Source organism: Pseudobutyrivibrio sp. ACV-2 (assembly GCF_900107545.1).
In the GTDB taxonomy this organism is placed as follows: Bacteria; Bacillota; Clostridia; order Lachnospirales; family Lachnospiraceae; genus Pseudobutyrivibrio.
On the sequence record NZ_FNQZ01000019.1, the window covers coordinates 12,773 to 30,442 of the forward strand.

Consider the following 17,670-nt stretch of genomic DNA (forward strand, 5'->3'; position numbering starts at 1 on the left):
ATCCTATCTTTGTTTAAGGGGAGTTTTTTACTATCCCTAAAATGCTTTTACTTGACTACCACCGGAATCGTCTTCGAGGTATTAACCTGAACCGATTTATCTCCATCTCCTTCAAATATATATCCTTCCACCGTGTAGTAATAGGTCTTACCACTATCAAGTTTGGTGTTTGTATATGATCTGGTGGTGGCTGGTATGATAGCTATAACCTTACCCTTGTCGTTTGGAGACTCTGATCTGTAGATGTAGTAATGGTTAACTGTACCATCGTTTGGCCAGCCGGAGATTGTTGCTCTTCCTGCATTCCTGCTTGTTACCTTAAGTGCGGTAGTAGCAATATCTGTTGTTTTGTAGATTTCCTCAGTGGCACTTGTGATTTCTGTGCCGTCTTTCAATGTAGCATAGGCTATGGCTTCTATCTTGTACTCTGTGCTGTTCTTGAGGCCTTCAAATGTAAATGTGTTGTTCTGCCTGCCTACCATTCGCTTGAGCTGTTTTTCTTCATAGGTGCCATCGGCCTTCTTCATCCACAGTTTCAAATCGGTTCCATCTGAGTACAGCTCACCTACCCATGCCACTGTCAGTGAATCACCTGTATCATCTGTCACTCTAAGATTTGCCACGCTCTGAAGCTTGATATTGTAAGGCACTGTAATCTCGCCTTTGAGTCTGTCCGATACGCCTGTAAATCTGATATTAGTAGGGCCATAAACTGCCTCACCGTATTCTACCTGGTAATCTCCGCTTGTGCCATCGAACATATCAAGTGTATATCGCTTGTTTGGTGTTGATTCGATAAATACCTTGACACCTGGCTTTTGAACTATTCCTCTATATCTAAGAGTACTACCCTCTGCAGGAATAATTGTACAGTTGGCGATATTTCTTAGGACAATTTCATAATTTGCCTCTATATCCCCTTCCTTGCTTCCTATTGTGTAATGCATCGATGCGGTGTACTTACCCACGTCTGAGAAGTTATCAGCTTCTTTTGTCCTGTCATCATTCTTGTAAATCTTTATAGAGTCCTTATCAATACTTCCTGTTGAGACATTGAGTTTAAAGTCTGGAATGATGTCATAACCTGTAAATTGGTAGGTAGGTTCATAATTGATAGCCTTTATATTTTCCTCGTCAAACCAGATATCGTAGTTTATCTCCTTTTTTGGTTCAGCCATGAAATAGCCAGTATTAAGACCAGAGTACACTACCTTTCCAACTGATAAATAGCCATCATCAGAACCCCAGTCTGTTGCAGTGTAATGCTCGCCATACTCTAGCTTGAAATCTTCAAGTTGATCATTATTATTCTTTGGCAATATAAGTGATATCTCTGGCAATCCCTCTGTGATATGTTCACCTGTATACTGCTGTGTTGGGATGATACCCTCATGGAAGATATGGTTTTCATCGTAGTAGCCGACCTTAACATCAGCCATAGTAGCCCAAATAGTGTAGTCTAGGGTCTTTGTTCCTCTAAAGTTACCTATACCCTCTACAGTTACGGTATGCTTGCCTGGTACATTATGGTTTTTACTGTATGACTTTTTATAGTCCGTTCCTTCTACCAGTGGCTGTCCACCATCTGTAACCTTTACATCAGGTTCAATATTTTTACCAGCATCGTAGGTCTGATTTGCTCCGTCCTCGTCCTTAAAATGAACTAACATGTCTCTCTCCTCGATATTGTGCTGAACTATGATGTAATGGAATACATATCCTGGCGAACCTGTGACTTCTGTGGATGTTGGCTGTGATACAAAATAGTTTCTCTTAAATGAAACTGTGACCTTACTAAATGTAGTGAGATCTACTGTACCATTTTCTGCCTTCGTAAATACTGACGCTACGTTTTCATTCTCATAGGCAAAGTCTAGGTCATCTTCACTAATTTTGAGATGAGTTGTTCCATTCGAACCTAAATTGTAATCTATTACATTTACCTTTGGCTTGATATCCTTTCTGTTGTATACAGCAAAGTAGAAATCTTTGAACTCAGCTGCCTGTGCAGCTGACATAATGCCTGTGTCCACCAGATAAGTCTTGAGTGTAGCATCTGTAAATCTGGTCACTGTATTTCCATCAAGTGTAAATTCAAGAGTTTGAGTTTGTTCATCATTAGAAGCTATCATCGGTGAATCTTTGCGATATGGACCACCTTTTGCAGTTATTGCCTTTCTATTAATAACATACATCTGTGATATTTTTCCACAATAGTCACCAATACCAGTGATTACTACATTCTTCCAACCGGCATTAATAGATGAATCCTCATCTCCTGCGGCGTCGGTGTAGGTTACTTTATAGTCCTTGTCTGGTCTGAGTAGATTACCATCTTTAGTATGAACTGAAACTGTAGGTCTTTGACGTGTTGCATTGTAGGTGTACTGCATCTCAGCCTGAGGTTTTTTTGGATTGTCATACTCAGGCTTGTACGTAAATGGGTTTGTTACTCCTGTGACAGTGTACTTGATGTCTAATTCGGCAGTGTTAATGTTTTTGCCGATATTAAATGGCAGTGTGATAGTTCCACCATAGTTTCCTGTACCTGTAATCGTGATATATGGAGAACCATCAGCAACTTTGGCATGGTATCCTTTATTTGCATCGGTTGTAGTAGATTTGCTCCATTCCGCAGATGCAGCGGCTTTATTGTTATATGCTGTTACAGTAAACTCTGCTGCATCTAAAGTATAAAGATTACTGTCTGCTCTTCCTGTATCTTCAATTACTACTTCTGGTGTTACTCCTGCCGTATTTACTGTCTCTACATCATACACATAGATGGTCAGGTCTTCAAAGGAATCCTTTCCTTTACCTCCTATACATATATATCTCTTGTTGACTTTATCGTAACTCCATTTGCCAATCCATCCTGTGGTATTACCCTTTTCGTAATAATAGTGATAGTGGTCTTCCAATGATCGAGGTGTAACAGTAAAGTCTACTTCAAAGCTTGACTCACAACTGTTTATACCAGAAATCAAAATTCTGTAGTTACCTCTGTCCTTTACCTTTCCTCCTTGAATGTTGCTTCCACCTGTGATAGTTACAGTATAATCGCTTATATCTGAGCCTATATCACCACTATAACCATCCCTAACCAATGGTACTGATACTTTTTTACCAGAACTGTTCGTATATGTTGTAGAAAGCTTTACAATGTCAGAAATATCTATCCAGTCTCCAGTAAACTCGTGGGTTGTCTGGTCAATTGATATATTATCACGAGCTAGCTCTAACTTGTGAATGGTAAAATAACCCACTGCGTACGTACCAGCTATCGTGTTAGTACCATACGACTCAACCTTTACTCTTGGTTTTTTTTCATCTGCGATACTACTATCATTTTTATCACATGCAACAGTGTTATTTGCCCAGCTATAAAACTTCCAGTCACCTGCGGTAGAGCCATTTGTGTTTTCTTTAAGCAAATTCTTTATTTTTTTTGCACTATCCACATAATATACTGAGTATTTTGGTTTGAGTTCCACCCTGTCTTCTTCCGCTGGTACATCTGGGTTGTTATAAAAGCCACTATAAGTCGCATCTTCAACTTCTACTACAACGTGAGGATCATTTAAAGCCAGTTTAGTTATAGTAAACTTACAGTCTTCAGGTGTGAATGTATCACTATCTGAATATGCACCCATTCCTTTAATAGATACAGATGCCGTTTTTACACCTGCGTTTACATTATCCTTATAGGTAACTCTGAAGTCAGTGCCTTCTACCAACTCTTTTCCATCAATAGTACCCTTAACCACTGGTTTTATAGCCGAGCCAATATATCCATATTCATAACGCTCTGTACTTGGATTATCTGGGTCATACAGCTTAAATTTAGCTTTTGTTTTCAGTCCTACCTGTTTTACTCTAAATTTCTTGCTAGTGTTTGGATCACCATATACAAAATTTCCACCCAGTGTAGTTTTGTCCACCGTTATAGTGTGTTCGCCTACTGTAGTCACCGAGTCAGGACTAATAGTGAAATAGTCATTGGTTGGAAGTCCTGGTGATCCTTCATTGTATACTTCTTTTCCTTTAATAGTAATCCTTACATTTCCACGTTTTGATTCGTCTTGATCGTATGGCTTTTTAGTGTACAGCTTGAATGGATTACCTGTGTATTCAACACTATCTACAGATTTGAATCCTTGAGCTGGGTCCACAACTGTAATTTCAGCATCAGCAAGGTTGTACTTAATATAGAATGGTATAGCTGTTGATGAATTAGACACATAGTATTGGTTTGAAGCATCCGCTGTTGCCTTAATTACTGCATACCACTTTCCAACATCTTTTGCAGTGTCTCTTTCGAGATTTGATGGATCACGAGTGTAGATTATTGTATAATCGCCAGTAGCCTGGTCTGTTTCAGCTAGACTAGCTCCATCAAGTACATCACCAACAGGTCTAGGTTTCACCGCATCGCCTGTATATCGATAAACTGTTCCGTTTGCAAATGTAATTTTATTTGTATCTGGCCCATAGTCACTTAAATCTGCAAGGAAATATACCTCAGATGCTGTGTTACCATCTACATATCTCACGTTAGTGGCTTTGCCTGTACATGCATATTGTCCATTAACTGCCAAACTTGGATCTGGACCTGGAAGTTTATTTCTGTCTCTAGAAATTGTGTAATTATCCTTTGCTAATGCTTCAACCGTAGATGTATTTGACAAAGTAGCATAGCTAGTAGGGTCAGTTGCATTTTGCTTCACTTCCTGATATTTAATGGTTGGAACTATCTTTTCAGTTGTTTCGCCCTGAGCATTAAGCTCATAGTAACCCTTGTTTACAGATACTTGTGCGTATGCGGAACCTAAATCAAGCACTGTATTAAAGAATATCTGCTTGTATCCACTATAGGTTCCAATACCCTTTACAAATATCCAGTTCTTTTCTGTGCCTTCGGTGCCATAGATTGGCTTGTTGTTAACACCTCGGATATCAGCTACAGATGCATATTCAGGTTGTTGGTGAATCGCATCCAATTCTTCTCTCTTATCATCATCTGTTGCAGGTGCAACTATCGCATAGTCTTTACCATAAGTGAGTTCATTTTCTGAATTGGCAGTTTTCTTTAATGATATAGTGTTTGTCTTTTTGTCAATATAGTCTGCTATCTGTGCTGGTGTCAAATCAACTGCCTTGTAAGTAATATCGCTAATTGAACCCACATAGCTTGTAATAGAATTAGTTACGATTGCGTAATGTAATTTAATTATTCCTGAATAGAAATTGCTATTAGTTACTCTGATTTCGATAGTCTTTGTGCCGACACAGGTTGCGTCCTGTTTATCACTGTCACTAGCATTAGCTAACTTGCTCTTTTCATCGTCATAAACCTTCATTTCGTAATCAGAACCCGCTTTCAAGGTATATGGACCAGGGTCATTTGAACCATTACGAGATGTCAATGTAATAACTGGGATTTGCGATTTACCATTGTAGGTAAACTGTGGCATAGAATCATCGTGAAGGTTAAATTCAACTGCGTATTCAACGTATGATTTTCCTTCTTTTGGCTCTTCTCCAGATGTTACACCAACAAATTTCTCTGTATCTTTATCTACTGTTCCATCATCTTTCTTGGCAGCTCTATAGATGTTAACATTACCTCTTGTAATTTTTTTCGTATGGGTTGTAGTTCCTCTAAAGTTTCCAACACCTGTCAAAGTAGTCACTATATTATTGTCAGATAGATCTGGACCAATAATATACTCAGTAGGTTTGGTGGTATTAGGCGTAATGAAGTCCTTAACATCCCCGCTGTTAAGCTGGTAATCCCTTATTTCACCAGAGGCTGATTGTATGGTAAATAATACCTTTGGTATTATCGTCTGTTCAGCGCCAGTATATGGAGATATTATATCGTCTGCTGCTGCTCGTGTTCCTATATATTGTACCGGAGCCATACTTGTGTTGTAGAAAATATCTATATCCTGAGGCATTACTCTAATATAGAATGTAGCGCTTCCGAAGTAACCTGTATTACCTCCATTTATCTTTACCTCTATAATATTGTAGTTAGTGTCATTTACGTCCTCAGTCAATCGTGAACGATAACCTGTTTTGCCATCTATCTTGAAGTCATCATTCATGTTGGTCATCGTTAGTTCATAATCGTACGGCGAGTCAGAGGCATCTGTACTCTTAGGTGTAAGTGCTAATTCTGAAAAATACAAATCAATTCTTGGAGCTGCTGTATCTCCACGCCAAACTACATTAAGTGGTGATGTCTTTGTTTTTAACGAACTTATTTTTTCAAGTTTGGACTCTGATGATTTAGCCAAAAATACATCATCATTCCTTTGAGCTCCTAAAATCTGAACATAAGTCTCAGAAATATCTTTGCCGACTGTATACTCTTCTATACGCGAATCGGTATAGTTTCCTTTACCTTTTATTAATGCATACTTTTTGCCAGCAACATTAGTGACAGGTTCTCCTCCTTCCCAAACTTTAGTAGTTTCATTAAATGTAGGTTTAGTGTTGTATAACTCCACAGTATAATCTAAATCGGGAACTAATTCTGCAGCTTTATATTTTACAGTAAATACAGGATTTACTGGTGTGTCCTTGTTATACTCATAATGATTAGTATAAACCACTGTAATGTCTGAATCATTCAGAGATCGTGGTTGAATATTAAAATACACAAGTGCAATATTATTTAAATACTTACCCTGACCACGGATTTCTAGGTATGGCGAAGCAGTATCACCAACTGTATACTTCTTTGCGCTCATAGGATTATGATATTCGGCATAGAAATCCTCACCTCTTGTTAGTGGTTTAGTTGGGTCAATACCATATACAGTAATCGAACCATTATAGTTTTTTCCTGTATATTGAGCATTTAAAGTATCACAAGTATATATTCGTGTGACTACTTTATTAGCATCTGAACCTGTTTCGGTCTTAACATATCGAGCTGGATTTGTTCCACCAATATAAATGCCCTTAAACTCGTCTGTATTACTTGCAATTGTAAAATTAATAACCTGACTTCCTGTAAGGTTATTTTTACCTGTTACTGTTATCTTAGCTGTTCCTGGAGATAGATTATCTTCATATTTTACCGTAAAGTTTTCGCTATCGAACGTGGTTCCACTATAGGTGTATGTTTCATTAAATGTACTACCAATAGATACTTTTACCGGTGGATACCATTTGCTGCCTGTATAAGTGTATCCTCGCTCTTCACCCAAAGACGCTCTTGCAGTACCACCTTCACTTAATGAAGCCGGTGTAATCGTGTATTGATATGCCCTTCCTTTTAAAACTCCCGCATACTTTCCAATACCATGTATTTCATATTCAACAGTTCCTACATTAGTATTCTCATTATCTTTGTATGTAATATAATAATCAGCATTTGCACTTGTACTATCATTACCTGGATTTAAAAAAGCGTCTCCATACTTAACAACAATATCAGCAACAGAAGAATCTGATGTACCAGTAGTCAATGTAAGCGGTCTTCCTGTAAATTCCTTTGTAATTGTGCCTGCTGCAGATATCTCTTTTCCATCATGTAATACCCTGATACCTGAACTTGTCAGTTGCCTTGGGACAACGGTAAATGTCGCAGTCTTAACTTGTTTGGGTTCTGTGGCATAGGCACCTATTCCTTCAACCCTAATATATTTTGTGCCAATAGAAGATGTTGAGTCTATTTTATTAATACATTCTTCATCATCATAAATATTTAATGTATAGTCCGTATCCTGACTCAGTGGTCCTGTTCCTGTTAGGTATACAGAAATCATTGATTTATATGTATCTTCTGGATTGTCTCTTTTAGTATATTGCTCAGTATACCCTGTCTTATATTCATTAGCTGAGGTACCTTTTTTTACTGTGCCGCCATCACTAATTCGTATCTCCAAATCTATATCAAAATTTGAGATTATTTTAAATGAAGTAATTATACTTGATTGCTCGTCAAAATTAGTGCCTGTTCCTTTTATAACTAAAGTACACACACCTATATCTTTATGATTTCCCGGGTAGTCCACTGTATAATCTTCTGGATTTATTACTTCATTATTCAGTTTGACCGTAAAATCTTCACCAGGTGTTAATGTTATGTCTTTACCAGTATGCTTGTACTCATTCCCTTTAATCCATTCTACAGTAGCCGCACTTATAGAAGCCTCTTGTACAACAAAAGGCACACTCAGCTCTCCAATATATCCTTTTTCAGACTTCATTTTAAAGATGATCGTCATATTACCTCTTGGAACCGCCTTATTTAGCTTTGGATCTTGGGAGGAATCTGTATATATATTTCCTGCAGAATCCTTGATAACGTAATCTGCTGTGTTTGGTGTGACAATACCATTTTTTTCCTGACCATTAAGATCCTTAAAAACAACCTCGTCCCAGCCTGTATCATTTGCAGTTAAAGTAATATTACCATTGTTAAAATAAATAGTTTTAAGGCGTGAATTTGAGCTTAACTCAACATTTAATAATGTAGCTATATCAATTCCAGCTACTGTTCTTTCAATTCTTATTTCTGCACCATTTTCATTTATAAAATTGCCTTTTCCAGTAATTCTTACATCATATTTGAGTCCCTCACTAGAAGCCGTTGGCTCACCTACTATTTCTGCATCAAAATCAGTGTTATACACAGGTATAACACCATTTACTGCTCCAACTGTTGAAAATGACTGTATCGTACCACCTGATACAGTAAAAGTTGCATTAGCAAAAACACTTTCCGTTAGGTTAAGCGGTGTAATATTGAAATATCTATCATAAGTATATACAGAGTTATCGCCTACATAATAAGATATAGTAACCGTTGCTTTACCTACATTTGTATTATTTGATGTATTATATTTTACATAAGGATAAGAAGAATCGATATCTGATACAGTAGTACCTGCCGCACTTAGTGTTTTATAGGTTAAATTATTTATAACTTGCCCTGTATATGGAGTGCTATAGGTCGCCTTATCTCCAATAGTTTCTGTCCCTTCAATAAAAAATGTTAAAACAGATACCGAGATACTGAGAGTTTTGTTATTATAACTTGCTGTTATTACTGCTGTTCCTGGAGCATCTGCAGTAATTTCAGCTGTCATTGCAGTCTTAGGTGTAACCTTTACTATATTGCTGTCGCTTGAGGACCATACAATTGTACGCTCCACTTTTGCATCTTCACCAGGATTAAGTCCAAGAGATGCAGTTACTGTTGCTTTATCTCCACTGGCATAGTGATATTGTTTATCACTACCTAAAGTGCCATCTGCTACTAGTTTGGATACTATATAGTTATCTCCAATATTATCCTTTGTTTCTACATTTGTTTCTGTTTCCTGAAATATTCCATTATATGAAATTCCATTATATGTATTACTCCAAGGTGCTTTGTCAAGACTGAAGTATGTTTCTATAGATCCCTCATCATAACCTACATGTACACTACTATCCATTTCTACTACTATTGAATAGTAATTGTCCTTTGTAACCCAAGCATTCGGATTGCTACTAATGTTATCAAACTCTTCATCTATAGCATATCTTTTTCCAGCAGAACCATTTACAGTAATCGTTTTACTAGCCACCTCAACACCATCTGTAGGATTTGTTGGCTGTTTTCCCTCGTTATGTTTAAGATTCTTATAATACGTTATTTTAAACGTTGTTTCTTTAGCCTCAGGATAATACAGATAAAATTTAAAACCTCTTACTCTTGTGTAGTTGGCAATAGTTGCCTGTTTAATATAGGCAAAATTGCATGAGCCACCTATATTCTGATACGAATCACATGTAGTCGTACCAATAGTATAAATAGTAAAGTGCTCTGCCTCGATAGTGACATCCTCACCCTCTACCTCTGTTTCTATCTCGGTAATCTCGTAGTCGTCTTCGATTCTGTAGACAGTTACCTCTTCTTCTGAGGCTTTTTCCAAATCATCAACACCTGAAAAGCTTACTGTTACACTATCACCATGTTCTTCTGGTTGGTACTTTCGGCCACTAGCGTCATAAATGTTGATATTATAGGCTTCATAGGCTATAAAGGTCTTGTCATCCAGCTTTTCATTGACGATATGTTCACTTACCTTTGTGCCGGCTTTGTAGATAGTTACCTTAGAATGAGCTGGCATATTACCTGATACGGTTACAGTTGTTGTGCCAAATTGTCTTGAATAGGTCTGCTGTTCCAGGGTCATGTTTGGAGCACCACAATATTTGCAGAGTCCATCCTCGCCATATTCGCAATTTTCAAGCTCTTCGATTCCACACTTAACACATTTTCTCAAATGTGTTCCATCATTATTTGCTGTATACTCCCACTCGTGCTCGCATTCCTCTGGTGCCTTCTCATATCCGCAGAAGAAGCACTTGCCGTTTCCGTCGAATGCACATTCTTCGGCAACTTCCTCGCCACACTCTGTACAACGTTTTACGTGAGTGCCATCACCATTCGATGTGTATTCCCAATTATGTATGCAACCTTCCTTCTTCTCTTTTTCCTTCTCTTCTGCTAATCTCTTTTCTTCAGCTTCTTTATCTGCCTCATCTATTTCATCTAATTCTGTTACTTCTTCTTGAGGTGTGTCCGCTTTTTGAGTTTCCTCTTCTGTCTCAGTTCCTTCTATATTTTCAACTGGGGTTTCTGTTTCAGGAGTTGTTATGGTTTCATCTGTTGTTTCTGCTGTTTCCTCTGGAGTTGTCTCTTGTGGGGTTTGAGTTTCTGCTGGGTTTTCTACTGCATCACCTGTTTCAGCAGTGATATTTTCAGGGTTTTCACCTGGCTGCTCTGGATTCTCAGGAATTTGCTCATCAGTAGTAGGCTCCAAGCCTTCGCCGGTGCCTATATCAGTGGCTACATCTTCAGTTACATCTGTTGCATTTTCAGCTGCTACCTCAGCAGCCTCTCCCTCTGGCTCTGCAATATGGTCATGGAATTCCTCTCCTCTACCACAATCGTCGCAGTATCCGTCAGAATTCTCGCCTGGCACCAAGGTTCCGTTGTCGGTGTAGGCATAGTCGTCCGTGAACTCCTCGCAGTGATTCTCCTGATCGGCTATAACAATAAAGTCCCCAAATAGCGTCGATCCCGCCAAAAACACTGATAACCCGATGGCCAACAACCTTTTGATTACATCCAAATTTTCTCTCATAGTCCAATTCCTCTTTTACAGCAAACCCCTTTACTGTAACTTTCTTGAATTCAACAACTACCTTGTTTCCTGTATTTTTGCGTACCAAAAATAAGCACAGATATAGTGCTACAATTTCATTATCGGCTTAAATTACTATTTATTTTATAATGCGTCGGGGGTGTAACTATGAAATTATTGTGACGTGTTTGTTAAATGGAAAAGGAGCGCCACAGTTATGGCACTCCGCGTAGAATCTATTTGGCTTTATAAGTCCACCAGGCACTTATACAACAGCTCCTCGAAAGGCTCGTAATTAAGTATGGCGCTTTCCTTGCTGGCTAATATCATATCGTTTTTGGTGGTCTTTGAAAAATCTATATCGAAATGGTTGCTATTTTTGCAGATATATTCGATGAACACTCGCTGGGCTCTGCCGTTGCCCTCTCGGAAAGGATGAATCATATTGATTTCGCCGATGAGGTAGGCTAGCTTTTTAGCCATCTCCTCTTTATCGGTCACATCCTTCAGATAATTATTGGAAATAATCCAGTCTTGAATCTTTTTGAACTCTATCTCGATGAACTGTGTCAGGCAAAAAATGGTGCCCTTTGAAATATCTACCGTACGAATCTTGCCTGCCCACTCATAGATATCCTGGAACATGTACCTGTGAATAGCGCACAGATGGTCCAGTGAGAAATCCCCGGGAATCGGGCGTTGACACAACTCAAAGTATCTGGCAGAAGAAAGCTCCTGCTCTGCCTTGAACAGCTCGTCCTTATCCATGATGTTCAGTTTGTTCTTCAATATATGAGTATGGGGATAGCAGTACTGGCCGTTGTCCTCGTACTCATATCGGTAATATTCATCCATCATAGGCCTAACCTACTGAAACATACCTGGATGTAATCTCTCGAACTACATCCTCCACATCAATCTCTCTTTCTATAATCATTCTTCCACGCTCTATTTCCTCTGGCGTAAGAATCATATCCTCCATTGCAAATGAAGCTTTGATGCTTGCGATTTTCTCGTCTGTAGACATTAGCTTCTCCTTATTTATCGGCTTTATTACCATATCTTTCACCTGTTATTTCTACAAATCACAAATTGCTAGGTAAATTATGTTTCTATTATATCACAGAATTCAGTCATTTTGTTATGCTTTATAACTTATAGTGTGGCGCTGTGTTTGTTGGCTGATCCTTGGCGAGACGGCACCGATTTCTATAATGCTAAAGAAGATAGCTATTTAGTTTCTGCTCAATTTGCTTTATATCCAGCGCTGAGAATTCTGTCTCCATTGAAATCAGCAAATTCTCCCCCACTATTATTCCATTTTTATCGTATGTGTTCAGCTTCTCCAGATTTCTAGTGGCATAATCTACCTCTGAGGCCAACCCTAAGTGTTCCCAGTAATATGTTTTTCTTTCCTTTACATTAAGAAGCACAAAATCTGGATATACTGTCCTTCCTGACTTGAGCTTCAGCGCTGGCTCGTACTGGTATGGAACGTTGTGTTTGTAAAACATGTCCGCCAATATCTTTTCTGACTTGGACCTTACATACTCGCCTCTTTCTGTTATATATTTCCCCTTTTCTGGAAAAGTATTTTGACTCCCGGGATTCTGGCGCAGCCACTGTTGAATATACATGTCATCCGTTTGAATTAGCGGCTCAATCAGCATCTTCTTAGCATGGCTTCTGTTTAGGTAGACTCTATCTATTGCCTTCAAATTATAATTTCCCAAAAACATTTCCAATAGTTTTATTTGCTTTATCACCGCTGCTTTTAGGTCCTGATAATACTCCTGCTGGGCCATGTCTTTGATTAGATTCAAATCCTTTTTCTTTACATATGTCCGCCTTCCATCTGCATGATAAATATAATATTGATACCCGTTCTTTCTCTTGGAATAACTTATACTACGACTATCAGTACTAAATGCTTTATTTTCCAATTTGTCTATCCTTGCTGCTAGGCCTTTTAATTGCACTAGCTCTTCATGTAGTTTTTTCATATCCTCATGCTCCTTTATTTACATGTAATTTTTGTAATTCTGTTGTTTTCGTGTCTCTTAGCCCTTCCCTTGGCACGTAAATTCTCGCTTTCCATATTTCTACATGCCTTCTAAAGTCCTGTTAGACACGACAATTTGTTTTATTTCATTTTCTACGTGCCTTTTAGATTTCTGTACGACACGTAATATACTGTTTATCCACACTCTACGTGCTTTCAAGCTTCCTGCTCGACACGTAAAGCCCATTTTTCCTTCTATTCTCGTGCCTCCTGGCTCCCGGACATACACGTAGTACACATTTCTCACTATATCTTCGTGCCCACCGACTTCCGGGCATACACGCAGAATACATTTCTCACTACATCTTCGTGCCCACCGACTTCCGGACATACACGTAGAATACATTTCTCACTATATCTTCGTGCCCACCGACTTCCGGACATACACGTAGTACACATTTCTCACTATATCTTCGTGCCCACCGACTTCCGGACATACACGCAGAATACATTTCTCACTATATCTTCGTGCCTCCCAGCTCCCAATCCAGCACGGGAAACCAGATTTCCCCCAGTGCGCAAATACACCCACTCAAGTTTCTATCCAAAATGATTCAATTAACTAAGAATATAATGTGAATTACGGATTCGAAATGTGAATCCAAAGATAATTTAATTATATGAGGTAAATTTATAAAAAAGACAGCAAATAATATAACCTTTCAAATACAGCATGTCAACCACAATTTCCCCGCCACCGAGCCTTCACCAAAAAACAAAGAAAAAAACCTCCGCAGCGCCAAAGCACCGCGAAGGTTTTCTAAACTAAATAGATTATGCGTTTTGAATCTTTCCAGTATAAAGCTGGTAATACTTACCGCCTTCTTTAATGAGCTCTTCATGACTACCGCGCTCAATGATGCGGCCCTGGTCAAGAACCATGATACAGTCAGAGTTGCGGATAGTTGAAAGTCTGTGGGCGATAACAAATGTTGTACGTCCATGCATCAGCTTGTCCATACCATCCTGTACAATCTTTTCTGTACGTGTATCGATAGACGATGTAGCCTCATCCAAAATAAGTACTGGTGGATCTGCGATAGCAGCTCTTGCGATGGCAAGCAGCTGGCGCTGTCCCTGAGAAAGATTGCCGCCATCTCCACTGATTACAGTGTCGTAGCCCTGTGGAAGTCTGCGGATAAATCCATCAGCGTTGGCAAGCTTAGCTGCTGCAACTACCTCTTCATCCGTAGCCTCCAGCTTTCCGTAGCGGATGTTGTCAGCGATTGTACCTGTGAAAAGGTGTGTATCCTGAAGTACGATACCAAGCGACTTTCTAAGGTCTGCCTTTTTAATCTTGTTGATGTTGATGCCGTCGTAACGGATTTTACCATCAGCAATATCATAAAATCTGTTGATAAGGTTTGTGATAGTAGTCTTACCTGCACCAGTTGCACCAACAAAGGCGATTTTCTGGCCTGGAGTAGCGAAAAGCTTGATGTTGTGAAGTACAGTCTTGTCTGGGTTGTATGCAAAATCAACATCGTCAAATACGATATCACCTGTGAGCCACTGGTATGTAGTAGTACCTTCAGCCTTGTGATAGTGCTTCCAAGCCCACTTTCCTGTATGCTCCTCGCATTCTACAGGCTGTCCGTCCACATCCTTGGCATTTACAAGCATTACATAGCCCTCATCTGCCTCAGGCTCCTGATCGATAAGGTCGAATATTCTCTCGGCACCTGCCATAGCAAGTACGATAGACTGGAACTGCTGAGATACCTGCATGATAGGCATGATAAATGAACGTGTAAACTGAAGGAATGAAACAAGTGCACCAAGTGTAAGTCCTGTCCATCCGTTGATAGCAAGTGTTCCACCTACTATAGCGCAAAGTACATAGTTTACATTACCCAGCTGAGCGTTGATAGGACCAAGTGTGTTTGCCAGGCGGTTAGCCTTGTAAGCGTTCTCATAAAGTCCCTCGTTAAGCTCGTTGAATTTGTCGATTACTTCATTTTCGTGGCAGAATACCTTAACGACCTTCTGTCCCTTCATTGTCTCTTCGATGTTACCATTTACTGCACCAAGAGCCTGCTGCTGCTGTCTGAAATATCTTCCTGACGTGCCAGCGAGAACCTTTGTTGCATAAATGATGATTGCTATCATCACAAGTGTTACACCAGTAAGCGGTACTGAAAGCATGCACATGTACACAAATACAGTAACGATGGTGATTGCACTGTTAAACATCTGTGGGAAGCTCTGTGAAATCATTTGTCTCAGAGTATCGATATCATTGGTGTAGATAGACATGATATCTCCGTGTGCGTGGCTGTCGAAATAGCGGATAGGTAAATCCTCCATATCGTCAAACATCTCATTTCTGAGATCTCTCAGTGTACCCTGAGCCACAAAAATCATAATGTAGTTGTAGGCAAATGTTGCCAAAATACCTATAGCGTAAAATACTATAAGCTGTCCAATAGCTCCTGCAAGAGGACCGAAGTCCTTGCTACCTGAATCTACCATTGGAATAATATATCCATCAATAAGCTCCTGCATGAATGCAGTACCCCTAGCATTTGCGATAACTGCAAGGAAAATGCATATAATTACCGCTATGAGCTGGAACTTGTATCTACTTCCTACATATTTAATCAGGCGGCCAAGCACGCCTCGTCTTTTGGCCTTCTGCTCTGGGGTAAGCTTTGGAATCTGTCCTGGTTGTGGTCCTCTAGGCATTAGTCCTCGCCTCCTTCCGTCTGCTTGTCAAAGTCGCCGCTGCCGGCACCTGTCTGCTGCTCGAAAATCTCCTTATAGATTTCATTGCGGGCAAGCAATTCTTCATGTGTACCAAAATCATTAAGCTTACCATCATCCATTACGATAATTCTGTCAGCATCCATTACAGATGAAATACGCTGAGCGATAATAAGCTTTGTTGTGTTAGGGATTTCCTCTCTGAAAGCCCTGCGGATGTTGGCATCTGTAGCTGTATCTACTGCAGATGTAGAATCATCCAAAATAAGAATCTTTGGCTTCTTAAGTAAAGCTCTTGCGATACAAAGTCTCTGGCGCTGTCCACCGGATACGTTTGTTCCGCCCTGCTCGATGTATGTGTTGTAGCCATCTGGGAATCTCTCGATGAATTCATCAGCACATGCAAGCTTTGCTGCGCGCTTTACCTCTTCGTCTGTGGCATTCTTATCGCCCCAACGAAGGTTATCAGCGATAGTTCCAGAGAAAAGTACGTTGTTCTGAAGCACTACAGATACCTGATTTCTGATGGTTTCCACATCGTAGTTCTTTACGTTGATACCACCTACAACTACCTCGCCCTCATTTACATCATACAGACGTGAAATCATTGAAACTAAAGTAGTTTTAGCTGATCCAGTACCACCGATTACACCGATTGTCTCACCTGAATTAATCTTTAAGTTGATATGATCAAGTACAGGTCTTTCAGCTGTCTTATTGTAGCCAAACACTACATCCTTAAACTCGATAGAGCCGTCTGGCACCTCATATACAGGATTTGGACCATTTGTAATAGTGGTCTCTTCCTCAAGTACCTCATAAATACGCTCTGCACTGGCTACTGAAAGTGTAACCATGATGAAAATCATTGCAAAGAACATAAGTGACATAAGGATGTTCATGCAGTATGAGAAGAATGAAACAAGCTCACCTGTAGTAAGTGTGCCATCGATAACGATGAAGTGTGCACCAAACCAGCTGATAAGCACGATACATGCATAAATAACAAATGTGTTGATAGGCATCGCAAAGGCAATCATCTTTTCAGCTGTTGTAGAAGCCTTGTAAATTCCCTCGCTGCCGTTTCTAAACTTAGTCTTTTCATATGCCTCTCTTACGTAGGCCTTTACTACTCTGATACCAGTGACATTTTCCTGTACAGATGCATTCAAAGCATCGTATTTTTTCATCAGTATCTCAAAAAGTGGTCTGGTCTTTGTGAGAATAAATGCCATCACTGTCAGGATTACCACCATAGCCACTAAAAATACACTGGCAAGTCTTGCGTTGATTCTGAATGAAAGCACCATAGCCACTATTACTGTAACTGGGGCTCTAAATCCCATTCTAAGAATCATGACAAATGCGTTCTGCACATTTGTAACGTCTGTTGTAAGACGTGTTACAAGTCCTGCTGTGGAGAACTTATCGATGTTTTCAAATGAAAATGTCTGGATGTTCTCAAACATTTTTTTACGTAAATTTTTAGCCAAGCCGGCTGATGCCTTACTTCCGTATACCGCGCCAAGCACGCCGCCAAGCAAGCCTATTACTGCGCAAATGAGCATCAATCCACCGATGCGATAGATTTCACTCAGATTTCCAGCTTCTACTCCTTTATCCACCAAATCCGCAATGAGAAGTGGAATAAGCATTTCCATTGCTACCTCTAGAATCATGAATACTGGAGTGAAAATCGCAGCAAACTTGTATTCTTTGATTTCCTGCAATAATCTTTTAACCAAAAGT

General features: G+C 39.5%; 6 protein-coding genes. All 6 read right to left on the minus strand.

Annotated elements, in window-relative coordinates; translation table 11 throughout:
* Positions 1 to 47: 47 nt before the first annotated feature.
* The 6 genes from BLV53_RS14610 to BLV53_RS14630 all read right to left on the minus strand — a co-directional run bounded on the left by BLV53_RS14610 (position 48) and on the right by BLV53_RS14630 (position 17,666).
* On the minus strand, positions 48 to 11,156 hold the full coding sequence (locus tag BLV53_RS14610; RefSeq protein WP_090302208.1) for a fibronectin type III domain-containing protein: 11,109 nt from the start codon (positions 11,154 to 11,156) through the stop codon (positions 48 to 50).
* A 246-nt stretch (positions 11,157 to 11,402) separates the two neighbouring features.
* Positions 11,403 to 12,014 carry a Fic/DOC family protein gene (locus BLV53_RS14615; RefSeq protein ID WP_090302211.1) on the minus strand — a complete coding sequence of 204 codons (612 nt, stop codon included), beginning with the start codon at positions 12,012 to 12,014 and terminating at the stop codon, positions 11,403 to 11,405.
* Positions 12,015 to 12,018: 4 nt separating this feature from the next.
* Positions 12,019 to 12,183: an antitoxin VbhA family protein gene (locus BLV53_RS17130; protein ID WP_170830893.1), complete on the minus strand. Its 165-nt coding sequence runs from the start codon at positions 12,181 to 12,183 to the stop codon at positions 12,019 to 12,021.
* A 190-nt stretch (positions 12,184 to 12,373) separates the two neighbouring features.
* The gene (locus tag BLV53_RS14620) at positions 12,374 to 13,159 is read right to left on the minus strand and encodes a hypothetical protein (RefSeq protein WP_090302213.1); all 786 of its coding nucleotides are present in this window, start codon (positions 13,157 to 13,159) and stop codon (positions 12,374 to 12,376) included.
* A gap of 833 nt (positions 13,160 to 13,992) precedes the next feature.
* Positions 13,993 to 15,903 (minus strand): ABC transporter ATP-binding protein, encoded by a 1,911-nt coding sequence (locus BLV53_RS14625; protein ID WP_090302215.1) that lies wholly within the window; start codon positions 15,901 to 15,903, stop codon positions 13,993 to 13,995.
* Positions 15,903 to 17,666 carry an ABC transporter ATP-binding protein gene (locus BLV53_RS14630; RefSeq protein ID WP_090302217.1) on the minus strand — a complete coding sequence of 588 codons (1,764 nt, stop codon included), beginning with the start codon at positions 17,664 to 17,666 and terminating at the stop codon, positions 15,903 to 15,905. Before BLV53_RS14630 ends, BLV53_RS14625 begins: the two co-directional genes overlap by 1 nt.
* Positions 17,667 to 17,670 lie beyond the last annotated feature (4 nt).

Bases quoted from the DNA above. Each gene is read 5' to 3' on its own strand.
- BLV53_RS17130 (WP_170830893.1), bottom strand. From the start codon at position 12,183: ATGTCTACAGACGAGAAAATCGCAAGCATCAAAGCTTCATTTGCAATG.
- BLV53_RS14625 (WP_090302215.1), bottom strand. From the start codon at position 15,903: ATGCCTAGAGGACCACAACCAGGACAGATTCCAAAGCTTACCCCAGAG.
- BLV53_RS14610 (WP_090302208.1), bottom strand. From the start codon at position 11,156: ATGAGAGAAAATTTGGATGTAATCAAAAGGTTGTTGGCCATCGGGTTA.
- BLV53_RS14615 (WP_090302211.1), bottom strand. From the start codon at position 12,014: ATGATGGATGAATATTACCGATATGAGTACGAGGACAACGGCCAGTAC.
- BLV53_RS14620 (WP_090302213.1), bottom strand. From the start codon at position 13,159: ATGAAAAAACTACATGAAGAGCTAGTGCAATTAAAAGGCCTAGCAGCA.